The sequence below is a fragment of the Gemmatimonadaceae bacterium genome (assembly GCA_019637355.1).
Taxonomy (GTDB): domain Bacteria; phylum Gemmatimonadota; class Gemmatimonadetes; order Gemmatimonadales; family Gemmatimonadaceae; genus Pseudogemmatithrix.
This window is the reverse complement of sequence record JAHBVT010000001.1, coordinates 2,453,273-2,472,324: the sequence shown is the minus strand read 5'-3', so window position 1 is coordinate 2,472,324 and position 19,052 is coordinate 2,453,273. Positions and strand designations below refer to the sequence as shown.

The 19,052-nt window shown below is 70.1% G+C and carries 16 protein-coding genes; 4 read left to right on the top strand and 12 right to left on the bottom strand.

The annotated features are described in order from the left end of the window. Window positions 1–2 precede the first annotated feature (2 nt). A complete protein-coding gene (locus KF689_11365; GenBank protein ID MBX3133966.1) occupies window positions 3–1,181 on the bottom strand; it encodes a membrane dipeptidase in 1,179 nt (392 codons plus the stop codon). A 105-nt stretch (window positions 1,182–1,286) separates the two neighbouring features. On the opposite strand from KF689_11365, the gene KF689_11360 reads away from it, so the two are divergent. After that, a complete protein-coding gene (locus tag KF689_11360) occupies window positions 1,287–2,096 on the top strand; it encodes a hypothetical protein (protein MBX3133965.1) in 810 nt (269 codons plus the stop codon). A 19-nt stretch (window positions 2,097–2,115) separates the two neighbouring features. On the opposite strand, the gene KF689_11355 is transcribed toward KF689_11360, so the two are convergent. After that, window positions 2,116–3,090 carry a calcium/sodium antiporter gene (locus tag KF689_11355; GenBank protein ID MBX3133964.1) on the bottom strand — a complete coding sequence of 325 codons (975 nt, stop codon included), beginning with the start codon at window positions 3,088–3,090 and terminating at the stop codon, window positions 2,116–2,118. A 67-nt stretch (window positions 3,091–3,157) separates the two neighbouring features. Between KF689_11355 and KF689_11350 the strand changes: the two genes are divergently transcribed. Next, entirely contained in the window at window positions 3,158–4,387 is a 1,230-nt protein-coding gene (locus KF689_11350) for an MFS transporter (GenBank protein MBX3133963.1), read from the top strand. A 21-nt stretch (window positions 4,388–4,408) separates the two neighbouring features. Here the strand turns inward: KF689_11350 and KF689_11345 are convergent, their stop codons facing one another. From KF689_11345 to KF689_11300, 10 genes are all read right to left on the bottom strand, one after another. Beyond that, complete coding sequence (locus tag KF689_11345) at window positions 4,409–6,493, bottom strand: molybdopterin oxidoreductase family protein (GenBank protein ID MBX3133962.1); 2,085 nt, start codon at window positions 6,491–6,493, stop codon at window positions 4,409–4,411. Further along, the gene (locus KF689_11340; GenBank protein ID MBX3133961.1) at window positions 6,490–7,428 is read right to left on the bottom strand and encodes a folate-binding protein YgfZ; all 939 of its coding nucleotides are present in this window, start codon (window positions 7,426–7,428) and stop codon (window positions 6,490–6,492) included. The genes KF689_11345 and KF689_11340 overlap by 4 nt, the downstream gene beginning before the upstream one ends. Continuing rightward, window positions 7,425–8,114, bottom strand: coding sequence for an HAD family phosphatase (locus KF689_11335; GenBank protein MBX3133960.1), 690 nt, complete (start codon window positions 8,112–8,114; stop codon window positions 7,425–7,427). Before KF689_11335 ends, KF689_11340 begins: the two co-directional genes overlap by 4 nt. 10 nt (window positions 8,115–8,124) lie before the next feature. Next, window positions 8,125–9,405, bottom strand: coding sequence for a 4Fe-4S dicluster domain-containing protein (locus KF689_11330; protein MBX3133959.1), 1,281 nt, complete (start codon window positions 9,403–9,405; stop codon window positions 8,125–8,127). Then, a complete protein-coding gene (locus KF689_11325; protein MBX3133958.1) occupies window positions 9,402–10,316 on the bottom strand; it encodes an FAD-binding protein in 915 nt (304 codons plus the stop codon). Before KF689_11325 ends, KF689_11330 begins: the two co-directional genes overlap by 4 nt. Further along, window positions 10,313–11,755 (bottom strand): FAD-binding protein, encoded by a 1,443-nt coding sequence (locus KF689_11320; protein MBX3133957.1) that lies wholly within the window; start codon window positions 11,753–11,755, stop codon window positions 10,313–10,315. Before KF689_11320 ends, KF689_11325 begins: the two co-directional genes overlap by 4 nt. 126 nt (window positions 11,756–11,881) lie before the next feature. Continuing rightward, complete coding sequence (locus KF689_11315; protein ID MBX3133956.1) at window positions 11,882–12,772, bottom strand: RNA polymerase sigma factor RpoD/SigA; 891 nt, start codon at window positions 12,770–12,772, stop codon at window positions 11,882–11,884. A gap of 206 nt (window positions 12,773–12,978) precedes the next feature. Continuing rightward, window positions 12,979–14,100, bottom strand: a complete 1,122-nt coding sequence (aroB, locus tag KF689_11310; GenBank protein MBX3133955.1) for a 3-dehydroquinate synthase — start codon at window positions 14,098–14,100, stop codon at window positions 12,979–12,981. A gap of 1 nt (window position 14,101) precedes the next feature. Next, on the bottom strand, window positions 14,102–14,653 hold the full coding sequence (locus KF689_11305) for a cob(I)yrinic acid a,c-diamide adenosyltransferase (GenBank protein ID MBX3133954.1): 552 nt from the start codon (window positions 14,651–14,653) through the stop codon (window positions 14,102–14,104). 9 nt (window positions 14,654–14,662) lie between these two features. Beyond that, window positions 14,663–15,670, bottom strand: coding sequence for a serine/threonine protein kinase (locus KF689_11300; protein MBX3133953.1), 1,008 nt, complete (start codon window positions 15,668–15,670; stop codon window positions 14,663–14,665). A gap of 107 nt (window positions 15,671–15,777) precedes the next feature. On the opposite strand from KF689_11300, the gene KF689_11295 reads away from it, so the two are divergent. Both KF689_11295 and KF689_11290 read left to right on the top strand, forming a co-directional pair. Continuing rightward, complete coding sequence (locus tag KF689_11295) at window positions 15,778–16,797, top strand: NAD(P)/FAD-dependent oxidoreductase (protein MBX3133952.1); 1,020 nt, start codon at window positions 15,778–15,780, stop codon at window positions 16,795–16,797. 4 nt (window positions 16,798–16,801) lie between these two features. After that, entirely contained in the window at window positions 16,802–19,051 is a 2,250-nt protein-coding gene (locus KF689_11290) for a BamA/TamA family outer membrane protein (GenBank protein ID MBX3133951.1), read from the top strand. The last annotated feature ends 1 nt before the right edge of the window (window position 19,052 follow it).

Below are 19,052 nucleotides of genomic sequence, written 5' to 3'. Positions count from 1 at the left end.
GCTCAGGCCCAGGTGGCCGCCATCGCCCGGATGAAGTTGCCGCCGAGCAGTCCGCGGATGGTCGCATCGGAGTGCCGCCGCCGCACCATCGCCTCGACGAGGTCGAAGGTGCGGCGGTGGTGGTTGAGGCCATCCACGTGCGCGCCGCCGTCCTCGGCGAAGTACGCATTGTAGCGATCGAAGTTGGGCTGCGAGGTGGGCGCGATCGGGCCGCTGCGCGGCACGGCGTTCGCGAGGCCGGCCATATCGAGGTCGGAGCCGATGCCCACGTGCTCGGCGCCGGCGATCTTGATGATGTGCTCGACGTGATCCACCACGTGCTCCACCGTGACCGGCGGTGCGGGCCGGACCATAAAGCGGATCATTGCGATGCCTACCACGCCGCCCTTCGCCGCGAGTGCGCGGATGGATTCGTCCGTCTTGCAGCGTCGGCAGTCCGGCAGGATGCCCCGCGCCGTGGCGTGCGTGAACACCGGCGGCTTCGTCGCGGCGTCGATCGCGTCCATCGTCGTCTGGTCGGCGCAGTGCGAGAGGTCCACCGCCATCCCCACGCTCTCCATCCGCTTGAGGATCTCGCCGCCGAACACGGTGAGGCCGCCGTCGCGGTGCTCGAGGAAGCCGGCGCCGAGCCGGTTCTGCGTGTTGTAGGTGAGCTGCGCCACGCGTTGGCCGAGGCGGTAGAACGTGTCCACGTCGTTCACGCTGCGGAAGTGTCCCGCATCCTGCGTCGTGAGGATGATGCCGACGCGTCCGTCGGCGGCGGTGCGTCGGAGGTCGTCGGCGCTGTCCACGCGACGGAACCATTCGCTGCGCGAGGCGATGAAGCCGTTCCACTGGGCCGCCCACTGCACGCCACCTTCGTAGCTTGAGGCGCCGTGTCCCAACGCCAGCGCCGTTACGCCCGAGGCGCGGAAGCGCGCGAAGTCTTCGGCCGTGAAGCTGCGCGGGTTCTGCAGCCAGCGCACGGCGCGGGGCGGGCTTTCCTCCTCGCGGAAGTCCGAGAACGCGAACTGGCAGAGCATATCCACCACCGGGTTCTCGCGGATGAGACCGATGGTGCGCGCCGAGTAGTCGGTGGGGGAGTCGGCGAAGAGCCGGTGCCGTCGGCGGAGGATGGCGGGGGCGCCGAGGGCGGCGAGACTGGCGCCGGTGGCGGCGCGGAGGAGGTCGCGGCGGTTCATCAGGCGAATCTGGGCGTCGGCCGCGTGGCGGGCAACCGCGGGGGCGGTGGCGGGGGCATCCGGGCGGGGGTAAATCTGGGAAGTCCCCTCGCCGGTCCGGTCCCGATGCGTCTTGCCATCTTCCCGCTCGCTTGCCTCTGCGCCACCGCGGTGGACGCGCAGAAGTCGAACGTCGTGGTGCGCGATGGAAGCGGCGCATCGGTCGCCTATGCGTACGTGCAGCCGTCCGTGGGCACGCCAATCACGCTGGACTCGACGGGACACGGCGAGCTCACGTTTCGCGGCCGCGACTCGGTGCACATCCGGGTGCGGCGAATCGGCTACACGCCGCTGGATCGCTGGGTGCGGCTACCAGCGCCGGACACACTCGAGTTTGTGATGGGGCGCGTGGTGCAGACGCTCGGCGCGGTGGAGGTGGTGGGCGTCCGCGATACGCCGCTTGCGCGCCGCGGCTTCTACGACCGGATGGAACGCGTGCGCCGTGGGGCGACGGTTGGGGATTTCATCACGCCGGAGCAGTTGGAGCTCCAACTGCCGATGACGCTTACGCAGGCCCTGCGCGATGCGCGCTACGCCAGCATCGGGCGGCTCGGGGACGGGCGGGCCGTGTTGCTTGGCCGTGGCGGCTGTCCGCTGAATCTCGTGGTCGACGGGCAACTGGTGCAGGGCACCTCGCAGGACGAGGTGGTGGAGCAGGTGCCGACGTCGATCCGGCGCGATGGGTCATACCGCCCGCCGTCAATGGGTGCGGGGACGCGGAACCCGGACATCAACCAGTTCGTGTCCGGCAACGAGATCAGCGCGATCGAGATCTACCCGAGCGTATCGAACGCGCCCTACGAGCTCCAGGCGGCCGTTCCCTCCGGCCGCGGCACCTGCGGCATCGTCGCGGTGTGGACCGGCGGGCGGAAGTAGCCGCCGCGCAGGCCGTCGCTCAGTAGCCCAGCGCGAGCAGCACCAGGTATCCGACGTACGCCACCAGCAGCAACGCGCCTTCGCTGCGGTCGATCACCGACCCGCGGCGCATAATCGGCAGCAGCACCAACGAGAAGCCGAGCATCCACGGGATGTCGTGGTTCACCGCCGCCGGGTCCAGCGCGAGCGGCCGGATGAGCGCGGTGACGCCGAGGATGCCGAGGATGTTGACGATGTTGGAACCGATGACGTTGCCGAGTGCGAGCTCGCTCTGGCCGCGTCGCGCGGCGACGATGGCCGTGGCGACCTCAGGCGTGCCGGTGCCGAAGGCCACCACCGTCAGGCCGATCATCCGCTCCGACATCCCGGCGCTGTGCGCAAGGCTGAGCGCGCCGCGCATCAGCACCTCGCCGCCGACGATCAGCACGGCGATGCCGCCGCCGATTAGGCCCAGCGCCGGACCCATCCGGCGCAGGCGATCGCCGAAGGTCTTTAGCTCGATGAGCTCCTGCAGGTCTGCCTTCTCCTCGCCCTGCACGTCCTTGCGGCCGATGCGCACCACATAGGCGACGAACAACCCGAGGCTGACGACGAAGAACGCGCCTTCGACGCGGTCCAGCGTGCCGTCGCGCGCCAGCAGGAAGAGGATGAAGCTGGCGAGGAACATAAACGGCCATTCCAGGCGCACCGCCGCGCCGTGGACGCGCATCGGGAGGATCAGCGCCGAGATGCCCAGCACCACGCAGACGTTGAAGACGTTCACGCCGACGACGTTGCCGACGCCGATGTCGCTGGCGCCCTTGAGCGAGGCGGCGACGCCGACCGTGAGCTCCGGCAGCGAGGTGCCCATTGCGACGATGGTGAGCCCGATGACCGCGCTCGACACCCGCGCCAGCGTCGCGAGGCCCACTGCGCCGCGGACTAGGACATCCGCGCCGAAGCCGAGCAGCGCGATGCCGGCGGCGAGGAACAGGACGGGGACCAAGAACTCCATCGGGGCAAGATGAAGCCGCGGCGCCGCCCTGTCACGGGGGGTGTGCCGCGGCGAGATTTCACCGCGTATGGCCGACACCCACTCCCTGAACCCGTTCCGGACGCTGGTCCGCTACCGGAACTTCCGGATCTTCTGGACGGGGCAGACCATCTCGCTGGTCGGGTCGTGGATGCAGCAGGTGGCGGTCGGCTGGCTTGCGCTGGAGCTGTCGAACGACGCCTTCGTCGTCGGCCTCGTCGCGGCGGCGGGCACGCTGCCGATTCTCCTGTTCTCGCTGCCCGGCGGGATGCTGGCCGACCGCGCCGACAAGCTGCGCGTGATCCGCGTCGCGCAGTCGCTGATGCTGCTGGAAGCGACCGTGCTGTGGTGGTTGGCGTGGACGGGGCATCTCACGATTGGCTGGTTGATCGCGCTCACCAGCATCGGCGGCTTGCTCGCCGCCTTCGAGATCCCGGCGCGGCAGGCCCTGTGGGTGCACCTCGTCGACCGCGCCGACCTGCCCAAGGCGATCGGGCTCAACTCGATGGGCTTCAACCTCGCGCGCGTGCTTGGTCCCAGCATCGCCGCCGTGGTCATCGCCAAGTTCGGCATCGCGTGGACCTTCGGGCTCAATGCGCTGAGCTTCCTGGCCGTGCTGATCGGCCTCGCGATGCTCGCGTTGCCCGCGTCAGCGCGCGAGGGCGGGGGCGCCGGGCAGGGGCTGCGCGCCGGCCTAGCCGAGGCGCTGCGCTACGTGCGCGGCACCGCGCCGCTGCCGGCCTTGATGCTCGTGGCGATGGTGTTCTCCATCCTCGGCGTTCCCGTCATCACCTTGCTGCCGGTGGTCGCGCGCGACCTGCTCGGGCTCGGCGCCGAGGGCTACGGCGCGCTGATGGCGTCGCTGGGCATCGGCGCGATGGTCGGTGCGTTGGCCGTCGCTGCGACCGGCGGCGGGGTGCGGAAGGGGCGGACGCTGTACATCGCGTCGCACCTGTTCCCGGCGCTGCTGGTGGTCTTCGCGCTCGTGCGCTACGTGCCGCTAAACGGATTGCTGCTCTTCGTGGTGGGCATCACGATGATCGTGAACAACGCGCTGGTGAACTCGCGGCTGCAGGAAGTCGTGCCTGACGCGCTGCGCGGGCGCGTGCTCTCGCTGTACATAATGGTGTACATCGGGGGCGCGCCGATCGGGAGCTTCGTGGCGGGTGTGCTGGCGCGGGCGTTCGGGACGGCGTGGGCGATCGGGGGGACGGCGGGGGCGATGTTGGTGTTTGCGCTGTGGGTGTTTAGGCGGGAGGGGGAGTTGACGGCGCACTGACCCCTGCGATCAGCGGCGTCGCTACAACGTCTCCACTGTCCGCACTTCAACCAGATTGTCATAGAACGTCGGCCCCCCGCCCATATCCGTCAGCCGCTGCGACGTCGTCGCATTCACGTTCTTCCCATCCACCGACAGCTTCGCCCACCACACCCCGGGCGCCCAGGCCACGCCCTCGCGGATCCCCTCGCGAATCCGCGCGCGTCCCACGAAATGCCCGCGGTCGTTGCGCACCTCCACCATCTGCCCCTCGGCGATCCCCCGCCGCTCGGCGTCCTGCGGATGCAGCGCCACCTCCGGCTCGCGCGCCGCGCGCTGCAACGGACCGACGTTCACGAACGACGAATTCATAAACTGGTGCGCCGGCGACGAGATCAGCGTGAGTGGATATCTGGCCGCGAGGTCAGGCACGGATTCCGGGAACTCGTGCGGCGGCGTGAAGTCCGGCAGGGGATCCATCCCCAGATCCGCCATCCGCTGCGAAGAGAACTCGCACTTGCCGCTCGGCGTCAGAAATCCGCCCTTGGCGAAGGGCACGAAGGGCCGCGGCACACTCAGGCGCGCCCAGCCATTGGCCTCGAGTGCCTCCCAGTTCACGCTGCGCATCCGCGGGTCCTCGGACGCGAGGGCCTGCTTGATCAATGTCACGTCGTCGTCACGCAGGGACTCGTGATCGAGTCCCATCCGCGCGGCGAGCCGCCGGAAGATCTCGGTGTTGGGCAAGGCCTGGCCGCAGGGCGCGATGGCCGGCCGATTCAGGCTGGCGTATAAATGCCCGTACGAGCTGTGCACGTCCCAGTGCTCGAGCTGCGTCGTCGCCGGCAGAATCCAATCCGCGTAGTCCGTGGTGTCGGTGCGGAAGTGCTCGAGCACAACCACGAACAGGTCGTCGCGGGCGAAGCCGGCGGTGACGTTGCCGTGGTCGGGCGCGATGGCGGCGGGATTGGAGTTGTACACGACGATGGCCTGCACCGGCGGGCCGCCGACGCCGGCATCTGGCTTGGTGAGCGCCTCGCCGAGCAACGACATATTGATGATGCGCGTGCCGGGCGGCGAGAGATCCTCGCGCTGCAGCACGGCCTTGTTGAACGCGAAGTTCGCGGAGGCCGAGAGCTGCACACCGCCGCCGGGACGCCGCCAGTGGCCCACCACGGCAGGAAGACAGGCGATGGCGCGCACGGCCATCGCACCGCCGCCGTGGCGCTGCAATCCATAGTTGATGCGCACGAAGGCCGCCTTGGCGGCCGCGTACTGTCGCGCCAGCGTCACGATGCGCTCGGCGGGGATGCCAGTGAGCTCGGCCACGCGCTCCGGCGGATACCGCTTCACGCGCAGGCGCAGTTCGTCGGCGCCCAGCGTGTACTGCTGCAGGTAGTCGGCGTCCTCGAGCCCTTCCTCGAAGATCACGTGCATCAGGCCCAGCGCGAGCGCGGCATCCGTGCCGGGCCGGATGGCAATCCATTCGTCGCACTGCTCGGCGGTGCGCGTGCGGATCGGATCGATGCACAACACCGACGCGCCCTTGGCCCGCGCCTCGAGCACGTGCGGCCAGAGGTGCGGGTTGCTGGTCAGCGTGTTGGTGCCCCAGAGGATGACGAGATCGCTGTTGCGCAGCTCCTCGGCGTCGGCGCCGACGCTGCCGCCGACGGTCATCTTCATTCCGGCGGCGCCAGCGGCGGCGCAGATGGTGCGGTCGAGCTTGGAGGCGCCGAGCAAGTGGAAGAAGCGTCGGTCGATGCTCTCGCCCTGCAGCAGGCCCATCGTGCCGGCGTAGGAGTAGGGCAGGATGGCCTGCGGCCCCGCGTCCGAATTGCGGATGGCGTTGAGCTTCTCGGCGATGGCGCCGAGGGCTTCGTCCCAGGAAGCTTCCACGAACTGCGCACCCGGCCCCTTGGGCCCGACGCGGCGCAGCGGCGTGAGCACGCGGTCGGGATGATACGAGCGCTCGAGATAGCGGTTGACCTTGGTGCAGAGGAATCCCTGCGTGAACGGATGCGCCTTGTCGCCCTGGATCTTGGTGGCGCGCCCGTCCTCGACGGTCACCAGCGTCGCGCAGGTGTCGGGGCAGTCGAGCGGGCAGGCCCCGCGCACGACGGTCGCGGTCATCCGATCACCGCCATCGTCGCGGCGATCTCGCCGCCGGCGGTACGCACCCGCAGCTCGCTGCCCGGCACGATTTCGCGACGGATCATCGCGATCGCCAACGGCCCGCGCTCGCCCGAGACCACGGACGAGCGCACGTCGCCGACCTCCTTGCCGTCGGCGTCGAGCACCGCCGCGCCGCGGGGAACTGGTGCGGCCGCACTGAGCCAGCGCAGGTGCCGGTTGACGTGACCACGGAAGTGGATGCGCGCGACGACTTCCTGGCCGGTGTAGCAGCCCTTGGTGAAGGAGATCGCGCCGTGTGCGTCGAGGTTGGCTTCCTGCGGGATCGTCTCGTCGTCCATCTCCACGCCGAAGCGCGGGAGACCGCGCTCGACGCGCTGGACCTCGAGTGCGTCGGCGTCGATCTCGTGCACGCCCTGCGCGCCGAGCGCGGCACGCAGCTCGGCCAAGCGCGCCGGCGAGGCGAAGATATCGAAGCCCGGCGCGACGAGTTCGTCGGTGCGCACGACGGTCAGGTCGCCGCTCTCCCCGCTCCACACGCCGTGCATCGGCAGGGCGTCGAGCGTCTCGAGCGCGAGCGGGAGCAGCGGCGCGAGCAGCTTGGCCGCCTGCGCTCCGTGCACGCCGAGGCAGCCCATCTCGTCACCGAGCACCTGGTACTTGGCGCCGCGTGGATTCACGAACTTGCGGATCATTCCGACGAAGGCCTCGGCGGACGCGGCCTCGCAGTCCACGAGCAGGTCGAGGCCGCGATCGAACACGCGGATGAACGCGATGACGCGGCCCTTGGGCGTGAGCGCGACGGCACGTTGGCCGTGACCCGGCGTGAGCGCGGTGACATCGTTGGTCACCAGTCCACCCAGCGATTCCTTGGCCTTGGCGCCGGCGAAGGTCATCCGCAGGCGCGCACTGCGGTCGACGAGGAAGGCGGTCATCCCGCCCCCTTCACCGCCGGGCTCAGGAGCAGCCGCAGGCGTTCCGGCGTAAGGTCGGCGAGGCTCGGCACCCAGCATTCGGCTTCCATCGCGTCCTGCGGCGGATGCACGCCCACCAGCACGGTCGGCAACCCGGCCTGATGCGCCGCGCGGACACCGACGAGGCTGTCTTCCACCGCCACGCCTCGCAGCACCTGTCCGGGGAACAACTCGGCCACGCGCGCGAGCGCGGCGTCGTAGGGCGCACGCGAGGGCTTGCCCGGAGCGGCGTCTTCGAGCGCGATGACCGGCCGGAACAGGCCGTCGAGCGCGCCGAGCGCCAGCGTGAACTCCACCTCGCGGCGGGAGGCGCGCGTGACCAAGGCGAGGCGCGCGCAGCTCGAGAGTCGCTCCACCGCGGCGCGCACGCCGGGCTGCAGCATCACGCCCTTCCCGATGCGCGCGGCGAAGGCGCGCTCGGCGCGCAGGCGGCCCAGTTCCACGGCAGTGGGGTCGTCCGGGGCGCCGGCGAGTTCCCTGATGCGACGGATGGCGTCCTCGGTGGCGCGCCCGCTGGCCGCGGTCAAGAACGCAGCACTGAGCTCGATGCCGTCGGCCGCCAGCGACTCCGCCAACGCCGCTTCGCGCAGCGCGGCCGTGTCGGCGAGGACGCCTTCGAACTCGACCAAGAGCACCGGGACTTCCATACCTCGAATGCTAATCGGTCCGCGCCTCGGCGGCGTACGCCGCGTCGAGCAGTTCCACCGGATGGCGGGCGACCGTCCCGCGGCCGCCTTGGAGCAGGCCGGCGCCGATCTGCATCAGGCAGCCCGGATTGGCCGTGGCAACCACCGCCGCGCCGGACTCGTGGATGCGGGCCAGCTTGGGCGCCAGCACCTGCGCCGAGAGCTCGGGCTGGAGCAGGGTATAGATGCCGGCTGAGCCGCAGCATTGGTCTGCGTCGGGCAGCGGCTGGGCGGCGATGTTGCCGATGGCCGCCAGCACCTGCAGCGGCGGCGCCTTCACGCGCTGCGCGTGCTCGAGGTGGCAGGGCGCGTCCCAGGCGACGTTCGTGCGGCTGGCGGTGCCGCGGGTGGGCCGCGGACCGGCCGCGGCGAGCAGCTCGGAGACGTCGCGGACCTTTGCGCTGAACGCTTCAGCCCGCGCCGCCCAGGCCGGGTCGTCGGCCAGCAGGCGGCCGTAGTCGCGGCACATCGCGCCGCAGCCGGCGGAGTTCATCGCGATGTGCTCGGCGCCGCTGCGCTCGAAGGCGGCGATGTTGCGCCTTGCGAGATCGCGCGCCGTGCCTGCGTCGCCGGCGTGTGCGTGCAGGGCGCCGCAGCATACCTGCCCACGGGCCGGGACCATCTGATGTCCGTTGTGCGCGAGGACGCGTTCGGTGGCGCGATTCACCGTGGGAAGCAGTCCTTCCATCGCACAGCCGGTGAGCAGCGCCGTGCGCGGGCCGTTGCTGTTGTGCGCGCTTTGCGCTCCGGATCGACTGCCCTGTGGCTGCGGAGTCCAAGTTGCCGCCTGCGCTCGCGCCGTCGAGGCCAGCATCGCTGCGGGAAACGCGAGGCGTCGAGGCAGCACGCGCGCGGCGAGTCGCGCGATGCCGCTGACGCGGATCAACCGTGCCGCGAACAGTGCCGGGCGCAGCAGCCAGCCGCGTGCGAACACGGCCAGCACCAGCCGCGCGAGCCAGGGCAGCGGCTTGTGTTCGAGCATCGTCGCGCGAGTGGCTTCGAGCAGGTGTCCGTAGGGCACGCCGCTGGGGCAGGCGGTTTCGCAGCCTCGGCATCCGAGGCATTGATCGAGGTGCCGTGAGAGGTCGGCGTCGCCGGCATCCACCCGACCGTCGAGCAGGGCGCGCATCAGCACGAGGCGTCCGCGCGGCGAATCGTTCTCGTCGTCGAGCGCGAGGTAGGTGGGGCAGGCGCTGAGGCAGAAGCCGCAGTGCACACAGGCGTCGAGGCCGCTGCGCAGGTCTTGCGTCACGCGGCCAGCTCCGCGCCGTCGCCGAGCAGGCCCGGATTGAGCTGCCCCGTGGGATCGAACAGCGACTTGATGCGCAGCGCCAGCGGTGTCCAGTGCCAATGCGCGGTGCGTGGAGCCGGCGCCAGCTCGCGACGCACTGTGGTCCAGGCGGCGGCGTCGACTTCCTTGCAGGCGCCGAGTGCTGACAGGCGCGTCTGTGCATCGCGCACCGCGGCGGCGTTCCCGCCGAGGCGCAGCAACCACGCGCCGTGGCCCTCGAGTCCGAGCGCTCGCGTACCGGCATCGCCGAGCGGCAGTGCGGCCAACACCGTGGGCGACGATTGCGCGAAGGCGCGCAGCGCCGTGGCTTCGTGCCCTTCTATATAGAAGGTGGCGTCGGCGCTGGGCTTCGCGCGCAGGCGAAGGTGCACTTCGGTGATGACGCCCAGCGTGCCCCAAGCGCCGACCATCAGCCGCGTGAGGTCGAAGCCCGCGACGTTCTTCACCACGCGCCCACCGGCGCGGATGATGCGGCCGCGTCCGTCCACGCATTCGATGCCGAGCGTGAGATCGCGCGGGCGCCCGAGCGTGGTGGAGAATGGACCGGCGCTGGCGGTGGCGAGCGTCGCGCCCACCGTGCCGCTATCGTCGCCCCAAGGAAGCAGCGGGCACCACTGGCCCTGCGCGCCGACGGCGGCGTCGAGTTCGGCGAGTGTCGTCGCCGCCCCGACCGTGATGGTGAGATCGCCTGGCGTGTAGCTGCGGATGCCGGCGAAGGCGCCCAGGTGCAGCTCGTTGCCGGCACGCACGGGCTGCCCGACGTGCATCCAGTGGCCGGCTCCGCGGATGCGCAGGCCGTCGGTGGACTCGCGGATCATCGTCGCGAGTTCCTCCGCCGTGTGCGGATGCAGTGCGCTGCGCGCGAGGCTCATTGCCGCGCTCCGAACCGCGCTCCCGCAGCGGCGTGCCACTCGCGGCAACTGTGGATGGGTACGACCTTTCCCGGGTTCGCGCGGCGATCGGGATCGAAGGCTTCGCGGAGGCTGCACATCGCGTCGAGCGTATCGGCGCTGAACAGCGCATCCATATACTCGAGCTTGTCGAGTCCGACGCCGTGCTCGCCGGTGATCGTGCCGCCGGCGGCGATGCAGCGCGCCATAATCTCGGCCATCGCCGCGTGTACGCGTGCCGCCTCGTCGGGGTCGTCGGCGTCGTAGGGAATGTTCGGGTGCAGGTTCCCGTCACCGGCGTGGAACACGTTGCAAACGCGCACGCCGTGCCGCGCACCGATCGCCGAGATGTCCTCCAGCAGCTCCGCCAGCATCGTGCGCGGCACGACGGCGTCCTGCACCACGAGGTGCGGTGCCACGCGGCCCATCGCACCGAAGGCCTTCTTGCGGCCCTGCCAGAGTCGCGCGCGCGCGGCGGGCTCCGTGGCGCGTCGCACCTCGCGTGCACCGGCCTCTTCGCAGAGCGCGGTCACGAGCTCGGCGTCGTCGGCGAGCCCGGCGGCGGCGCCATCCACTTCGATCAGCAGCACCGCCGCCGCGTCAGTCGGATACCCAGCGGCGTAGATGCTCTCCTCCACCGCGCGGATGGTGGCCTGGTCCATCAGTTCCAGCGCCGCCGGCACGATGCCCGCCGCGACGATGCGCGAGGTGGCCGCGGCGGCCGCACGAACGCTGAGGAAGTCCGCGAGCATCGTGATCACCTGCTCGGGATTGGGCGTGAGCCGCACGGTGAGATCCACCGCCACGCCGAAGCAGCCTTCGCTGCCGACGAAGGCGCCGAGCAGGTCGTAGCCGCCGTCGTCGCCGCGGTCCAGCGTGACGAGCTCACCGTCCGGCAGCAGCACCGTCGCCCGCACGGCGTGGTTGAGCGTGACGCCGTACTTGAGGCAGTGCGGCCCGCCGGCGTTCTCGGCGAGGTTGCCACCCAGCGTGCAGGCCGTCTGCGATGACGGATCGGGCGCGTAATGCAGTCCGTGGGCCGCGACCTCGCGCGTGAGCACCGCGTTTACCACACCGGGCTCGACCGTCGCCGTGCGCGCGATCGCGTCCACCGCGAGGATGCGCTTGAGCCGCTGCAAGCCGAGCAGCACCGTGCCGTCGGCCAGCGCACCGCCGGAGAGGCCCGTGCCCGCGCCGCGGGCCACGAAGGGCGCGCCGGCCGCCGCGAGGCAGTGCATCACGGCGACGAGCTCATCGCGCGTGCCCGGGAACACCGCCAGCGATGGGCGGTGCCGGTAGCCCGGCAGCGCGTCGGATTCGTAGGCCAGCAGCGTGGTGGGGCGGGTGAGGACGTGAGCTGGGCCGACGAGAGTGGCGAGCTCGCCTGCAATCGACGTCTGGGTCAGCGGGCGAGAATCCATATGCCGAAACTAAGACGGATGACGGATGACGGAAGCTGTTCGCCTCCGTCATCCGTCATCCGTCCAGTCATCATCCCGCGGATTCCGGGCGCGCGATGATGGCTGCCAGCGTGCTCAGTGAAACCCTTACGCCACTCCCCAGAAGCCCGCCAGCGCCCGGCCTTCCGGCGACGTGCGGAGCTTGTCGAAGGCCCGTTCGCGGATCTGCCGGATGCGCTCGCGCGTCACGCCCATCAACGCACCAATCTTCTCCAGCGTCATCGCCTCGGCGCCCTCGTCGAGGCCATAATACAGGTTGAGGATCTTCCGCTCGCGCGGCGTGAGGTAGTCGCGGAAGACCTTGTCGATGCACTCGCGCATCAACTGGAAGTCCGTCCGCTCCTCGATCTCGATGCCGTCGGCCCCGGCGAAGCGCTCGCCCAGCGTCGAGGCCTCGCGGTCCGAGCGATCGACCGGTGCGTCCAACGACACCTCGGTGGACGACATCGACTTGGACGCGCGCACCTGCTCCGGCGTCTCGTCCAACAGGCGGCCGATCTCGCTGTCGGTCGGGTCGCGCTTGAGCACCTGCGCCAGCACCGTCTCGGCGCGGGAGAGGCGAATGAGCTGTGAGTTCTGGTTGAGCGGGATGCGCACGGAGCGCGTCTGCTCGGCCAGTGCCTTGAGCACGGCCTGACGCACCCACCACACGGCGTAGGAGATGAACTTCACGCCTTGGTCGGGATCGAACTTGCGGACCGCCTTGAGCAGGCCCTCGTTGCCGATGGCGACGAGCTCGGAGAGGTCGAGGCCGTGGCCCTGGTACTTCTTCACATAGGAGATGACGAAGCGGAGGTTGGCTGTGACCAGCCGCTCGGCGGCGGCCTCGTCGCCCTTCTGCGCGAGCCGCGCGAGGCGACGCTCCTCTTGGACGTCAGTGATGAGCGGGAGCTTCTGGATATCCTGCAGGTACTGGTCAAACGCGGACGACGGGGAAGAACGGAAGTAGCCTTTTCTCGTCTCGGTCGCGTGCTGCATACCCACCCCGAACCTGCGTGTGAAGGAAGCGGTGCCGAGGGGCACCCCCAATGACGCGGACACCCGGCGTGCCCAGCAAGGCCGTGGCACGGACCGAAAGGCTAGGGTTGGGGGCAGGAATCGGTCAACACCCAAAATCCGTGCCAAACCGCCGTCTTGCCGCCATCATCGCGGCATCTCGTTAACCAGCAACGAGATAGCTAAGCTCACAAATGTTGGAGCATTTGGAGCACATCGGCCTCCGGCACGGCGATCCCGTAGCCCTCGGCCGCCCCCGCCATCTCGCCCACGGCGCTGGGCAGGGCGTATTCCACCACACCACCGCGCGTTTTCTTGTCGCTGCGCGTTGCGATGACAACTTCGGCCGCGTCGGCGCCGCTGGGCAGACGCACCGGCAGGCCTGCGGCGTCGCAGACCGTGGCGATGGTGTCGGCGAGGCCGGCCCGCGCGATGCCCAAGCGCTCGGCCAGCGTCGCTTCGGCCACCATCCCGATCGCCACCGCCTCGCCGTGCGACACCCCGTAGCCCGTCACCTGCTCGATGGCGTGGCCGATGGTGTGGCCGAAGTTGAGGATCTTCCGGATGCCGCCTTCGCGCTCGTCTTGCGCCACGACCTCCACCTTGATCTCAATTGAGCGCTGCACGAGCCGTAGCGCCGTGGCGTCGTCCGACTCGGCGACGTCGATGATCTCGCGCAGAGAAGACGCGATCCAGGCGAAGTACGCCGCGTCCGCGATGACGCCGTGCTTGATGGCTTCGGCGAGGCCTTGGCGCAGGTGCTGGGGCGGCAGCGTGCGCAGGAACTGCGGGTCCACCAGCACCAGCGAAGGCTGATGGAAGGCGCCGATGAGGTTCTTGCCGGCCGGCGTATCAACGCCGGTCTTGCCGCCGATGCTGGCGTCGATCATCGCGAGCAGCGAGGTCGGCACCTGCACGAAGGGCACGCCGCGCAGGTAGGTGGCGGCCACGAAGCCGACGAGGTCGCCGGTGACGCCGCCGCCGAGCGCGACGAAGACCGAGTCGCGGCGATGGCCGGCGGCGATGAGCTGGTCGCTGAGCTTGGCCCAGGTCTCGCGGGTCTTGTGCTGCTCGCCGGCGGGGAAGGTGAATATGCCCGGCGCCACCGTGCCGCCGACGGTCGTGCCCAGCTGCATCCCCGAGGCCAGCACGCTGGCCAGCGCCTTGGCCGCGTAGTGCTGGCCGACGGTTTGGTCGGCGATGATGGCGATACGGCGGCCCGGGTGCATCGCGGTGAGGCGTTCGCCGAGGGTGGCCAGCGCGCCCGACGCGATCTCGATCTGCGAGCCGTGGAGATCGAGCGTGGTCACGCTACCAGGTCACTTCGCCGGCGCCGGCGCGCCGGTTGGCGACGCGGGCCAGCACGAAGAGCAGGTCGCTGAGCCGGTTGAGGTACACGATGACGAGCTGCGGCACCTCGGTGTCGCGCTGCAACGTGATGACGGCGCGCTCGGCGCGGCGGCAGACGGTGCGGGCGACGTGCAGCGCGGCGGCCTTGGGCGTACCGCCGGGGAGGATGAAGGCCTTCAGCGGCTCGAGCTCGGCTTCGCCGTCGTCGATGGCCTGTTCGAGCTGCGCGATACGGGCGTCCGAGATGCGCGCCTTCTCGAGCTGCTCGCGCATCTTCTCGAGGTCCGGCGTGGCCAGCAGCGCGCCGAGCGCGAAGAGGTCGCGCTGCACCGGCGCCAGGACTTCGTCGATGCGCGGCATCATCTCCACCGAGCGGGCCATCCCGATGACGGCGTTGAGCTCGTCCACGTCGCCGTAGGCGCTGACGCGGGGGTGGTCCTTGGCCACACGGCCGCCGCCGAAGAGGCCGGTGTCGCCGTCGTCGCCCGTCTTGGTGTAGATCTTGAGGGTCATCCCGACAATCTAGCGCTTGCCCGGTCGCGTATCCGGCACGTCCACCGCTGCGATGGCGGTCGTCGGTCGCGTCGGCGGTTGGTAGCTCTCGGGAAACAGCGCGGCCAGGTGCTGCTGCAGGCGCTCGGGACTGCCCGGCGTGCCCTGCGCCATATTCCACTTGTCGAGCGACTGCCCGAGCTTGGCGGCGCTGGGCCGATCCCTCGGTTCCTTGGCGATTGCGCCCCCGATGATGCCGCGGATGCCGGCGTCCACCAGTGGCAGCAGGGACTGGATGTCGGGCGTGGGCGAGATGACGACTTCCTCGATCGCCGCCAGTGTCTCGTTCTCGGTAAACAGCGTCTTGAGCGCGAAGAGCTCGAAGAGCACCACGCCCATCGAGAAGACGTCGGCCCGCGTGTCGACGTGCTTCCCCAGCAGTTGCTCCGGGGCCATATAGTGCTTCTTGCCGAGCAGCACGGACTTGCTGGCGGCGGGATCGAACATCGTGCGCGCCTTGGCGATGCCGAAGTCGGCCAGCTTCACGTGGCCGTCCCAGGTGAGCATCACGTTGCCCGGCGAGACATCGCGGTGGACGATCTCCAGCCGGTCGCCGTCGTCGTCCACGAAGTGGTGGGCGAAGTCGAGGGCGCGGCAGATGCGGCTGGCGCAGTAGGCGGCGATGTCCGGCGGCAGGGCCTCGCGGCGGCGGCGGTGCGTGTTGATCAGCGTCCGCAGCGTGATGCCCTTGATGTACTCCATCGCGATGAACGGCCCGCGGTCGGAGACCCCCAGGTGGTAGATCTGGACGATGTTGCCGTGCACGAGGTTGGCCGAGAGCTTGGCCTCGTCGTGGAAGAGCTGCAGCCACTCCGGGTGCTCGGCGAAGCGCTCGTGGATGATCTTGACGGCCATCCGCTTGGAGAAGCCGGCCGTCCCCAACTGCTCGGCCTCATAGACCGTGGCCATCCCCCCGCGGGCGATCTCGCGCAGCAGGCGGAACCGGAGGTCGGTGCGGATGTCGGGGCCGAGGCTCATTGGGACGGAGGACGAATGACGGAGGACGGAGGACGGAGGACGGAGGACGGAAGGTGCTATGAATCTGGCCGTTGTCTAGGGGGCTGTCCCAAGGCGATTTTATATGGATGGCAACTCACGACATCCGAGACATTACGATTATCGGCGCGGGCCCGACAGGGCTTTTTGCGCTGTTCTATGCTGGTATGCGCGGGGCGAGTGCGCAAATCGTCGACGCCCTCCCCCAGCCCGGCGGTCAACTCACCGCCCTGTACCCCGAGAAGCACATCTTCGATGTGGCGGGCTATCCGAAGGTCCTCGCGAAGGATCTCGTCCACAACCTGATGCAGCAGGCCGGGCAGTTCGGCCAGCCGGTGCACTGCGGCCAGAACGTGGTCGGGCTCGAGGAAGCCGACGGCCACTTCGTGCTCGTCACCGAGACCGACCGCTTCCCGACGCGCAGCGTGCTCATCGCGGCCGGCATCGGGGCCTTCTCGCCGCGGCGCCTGCCGCAGGCCTGCGCCGAGCCCTGGTACGGCAGGGGCATCGACGACGTGGTGCTCGATCCCAAGAAGTACGCTGGGCAGCGCGTGGTCATCATCGGCGGCGGTGACTCGGCGTTCGACTGGGCGCACCAGCTCGACGGCATCGCCAAGGAGATCACGCTGGTGCACCGCTCGGACCGCTTCCGCGCGCACCAGGCCACGGTGGACGCCGTGATGCAGGCGGCCACGCTGGGCAAGGCGACGATCCACACCTTCCACGAACTGGCTGAGGTCCACGGCAACGGCGACCGGCTCGTGGGCATCGAGCTCAAGGACATCAAGGCCAAGAGCACGCGCCGCGTGGACTGCGATGCCGTCCTGCCGATGCTGGGGTACGTCTCCGATATGGGCGCACTCACCAGCTGGGGCCTGACGATCGAGAAGGACGAGATCGTCGTGAACTCGATGATGGAGACCGGCCGTCCGGGTATCTGGGCGGCGGGCGACGTGAACACGTATCCAGGCAAGCTGAAGCTCATCGCGCTGGGCTTCGCCGAGTCGGCGATTGCGGTGAACCAGGCCGTGCACTGGATCTATCCCGAGAAGAAGGTGAACCCCGGACACTCGTCCAACCTCGCCGTCTTCGGACAGAAGGACGACTGATCCCGTGACGCCGCGGCGCGCGTGCACTGTCCTGGTCGCGCTGCTGGCGTTCTCGATGCCGGCGGGGCTGCTGGCGCAGGACACCCGATGCGACCGCGGCGACGTGGAGGTCGCGGCGCTGAGCTTCGAGGGCAACACGGCCTTCACCGACGCACAGCTCGCGGCCGGCATCGTCACGACGGCGAGTTCGCGGGCGCGGCGCCTCCTGCGCATCGTCGGCGCGCGGCGCTGCCTCGATCCGGCCCAGTTGCCGCTCGACGTCGCCCGCCTGCGCCTCTGGTACCGCAACCACGGCTTCACCGAGGCCACGGTGGACACGGTCGTCGGCAGCGTCGGGCCGCGCCGCGTCGAGGTGCGCTTCCTCGTGACCGAGGGTCCGCCGACGCTGGTGGACACGCTGCGCATCGAAGGCCTCGACGGCGTGCCGGAGCGCGCGGCGATCATCGAGCGCCTGCCGACGGTGCGCGGCGGGCTTTTTGACCGCTACGCCAACGCCGCCACGCGCGACACCATCACGCGCCGCCTGCGCGACAACGGCTACCCCGACGCCGAGACCTTCCTCGGCTACGACCTGCGCCGCGACGCGCGGCTGGCCACGGTGATCTTCACCGTCGCGCCGGGGCTGCGGCGACGCATCGGCAGCGTGGAGCTGCGCCACGCCGGCCGCGACGGCGGCGAGCCCGAGGTGCGTGCATCGGCCGTGCGCCGGCTCGTCGGCTTGCAGGAGGGCGACCTCTACCGCGAGCGCCTGCTCGAGCGGGCCAAGCGCACGCTCTACCAGAGCGAGGCCTTCTCGCAGGTCACCATCGAGCCCGGCGACGCGCTCGGGGATTCGCTGATCGCCGTGAACGTCGAGGTGCGCGAGGGTTACCTGCGCGCCGCGCGCCTCGGCGGCGGCTGGGGTTCGCTGGACTGCTTCCGGATGACCGGCGACCTCACCGAGTACAACCTCCTGCGCTCGGCGACGCGCGTGGAGTTGCGCGGCCGCGTGTCGAAGATTGGCATCGGTGAGCCGTTGGGCGGTGCCGCCGCGCTGTGCCCGCAGGCGCAGAACGACATCTACTCGCGCAACCTCAACTACTACACCGGCGCGACGATCTCGCAGCCGGCGGTGCTGCGCGCGAGCTTCGTGCCGACACTGACGCTGTTCTCCGAGCGCCGCTCCGAGTTCAACGCCTTCCTGCGCACGACGCCGGCCGGTGGCAGCCTCAACCTCACGCGGGCCATCGGGCGGCGCTCCAACGCCGTGGGCTACACGGTGGAGTACGGACGCACCGAGGCGCAGCCGGCCCTGTACTGCGCCGTGTTCAACGCCTGCGAAGCGGCCGACCGCGCGGCGCTGCAGCGCGACCTGCGCCTCGCCGTGCTCAGCGCCGCCAGCAGCTACGAGCGCACCGACGACGCCTTCGACCCCAGCCGCGGCGTCATCGGCCGGGTGGAGGCGCGCCACGCCTCGCGCATCATCGGCGCCGAGCGCGACCTCGCGTTCACGCGCCTCACGCTGGACGGCGCCACCTTCGTGCCGCTGGGCGACGACATCGTCTTCGCGCTGCGCCTGCGCCTGGGCAGCGTCTTCGGCCCGAACCTCGCGCTCAACCAGGCGGCCACCTTCGTACCGCCGCAGGAGCGGCTCTACGCCGGCGGTCCCAACTCCGTGCGCGGCTTCCGGCAGAACGAGCTCGGGCCCTCGGTGTACATCCCGACGCGCTTCGACACCGTGCGCGTGGACGGCACGCCGGCCACCAGCATCGCGCCGGGCGAGACCGTGTACCTGCGCGCCAACCCCGACGAAGCCCGCGAACGCGCCGTCCCCACCGGCGGTAACACCAGCATCGTCGGCAATGTCGAGTTGCGCATCGTCAGTCCTTTCCTGCCGACGCTGATCAAGTGGACGCTGTTCACCGACGTCGGCGAGCTGTGGAACCGCGGCGTCGGAGTGCGCGGACTGGGCTTCCGGCAACTGAAGTGGACGCCGGGCGCCGGCATCTCCATCCGCACGCCGATCGGCTTTCTCCGCGCCGACCTCGCGTACAACCAGTACGACCGCCAGCGCGGCGCGGCGTACTTCGATGCGCCCGTCGCCGCCGGCGGTGCGCTCTACTGCGTGAGCCCCACCAACACGCTGCCGGCGACGGTCGTGGACGGCGTACTCGTGCAGGCCAGCGGCAGTTGCCCCGGCAGCTACGCCCCGCGGACGCGGCGCGAGTTCTTCGGTCGCTGGACGCCATCCATCGCCATCGGGCAGGCCTTCTGAC

Excerpts from the sequence above, each read along its gene's own strand:
- KF689_11365 (MBX3133966.1), bottom strand. The coding sequence starts at position 1,181 with ATGAACCGCCGCGACCTCCTCCGCGCCGCCACCGGCGCCAGTCTCGCC.
- KF689_11360 (MBX3133965.1), top strand. The coding sequence starts at position 1,287 with ATGCGTCTTGCCATCTTCCCGCTCGCTTGCCTCTGCGCCACCGCGGTG.
- KF689_11355 (MBX3133964.1), bottom strand. The coding sequence starts at position 3,090 with ATGGAGTTCTTGGTCCCCGTCCTGTTCCTCGCCGCCGGCATCGCGCTG.
- KF689_11350 (MBX3133963.1), top strand. The coding sequence starts at position 3,158 with ATGGCCGACACCCACTCCCTGAACCCGTTCCGGACGCTGGTCCGCTAC.
- KF689_11345 (MBX3133962.1), bottom strand. The coding sequence starts at position 6,493 with ATGACCGCGACCGTCGTGCGCGGGGCCTGCCCGCTCGACTGCCCCGAC.
- KF689_11340 (MBX3133961.1), bottom strand. The coding sequence starts at position 7,428 with ATGACCGCCTTCCTCGTCGACCGCAGTGCGCGCCTGCGGATGACCTTC.
- KF689_11335 (MBX3133960.1), bottom strand. The coding sequence starts at position 8,114 with ATGGAAGTCCCGGTGCTCTTGGTCGAGTTCGAAGGCGTCCTCGCCGAC.
- KF689_11325 (MBX3133958.1), bottom strand. The coding sequence starts at position 10,316 with ATGAGCCTCGCGCGCAGCGCACTGCATCCGCACACGGCGGAGGAACTC.
- KF689_11320 (MBX3133957.1), bottom strand. The coding sequence starts at position 11,755 with ATGGATTCTCGCCCGCTGACCCAGACGTCGATTGCAGGCGAGCTCGCC.
- KF689_11315 (MBX3133956.1), bottom strand. The coding sequence starts at position 12,772 with ATGCAGCACGCGACCGAGACGAGAAAAGGCTACTTCCGTTCTTCCCCG.
- KF689_11305 (MBX3133954.1), bottom strand. The coding sequence starts at position 14,653 with ATGACCCTCAAGATCTACACCAAGACGGGCGACGACGGCGACACCGGC.
- KF689_11300 (MBX3133953.1), bottom strand. The coding sequence starts at position 15,670 with ATGAGCCTCGGCCCCGACATCCGCACCGACCTCCGGTTCCGCCTGCTG.
- KF689_11295 (MBX3133952.1), top strand. The coding sequence starts at position 15,778 with ATGGCAACTCACGACATCCGAGACATTACGATTATCGGCGCGGGCCCG.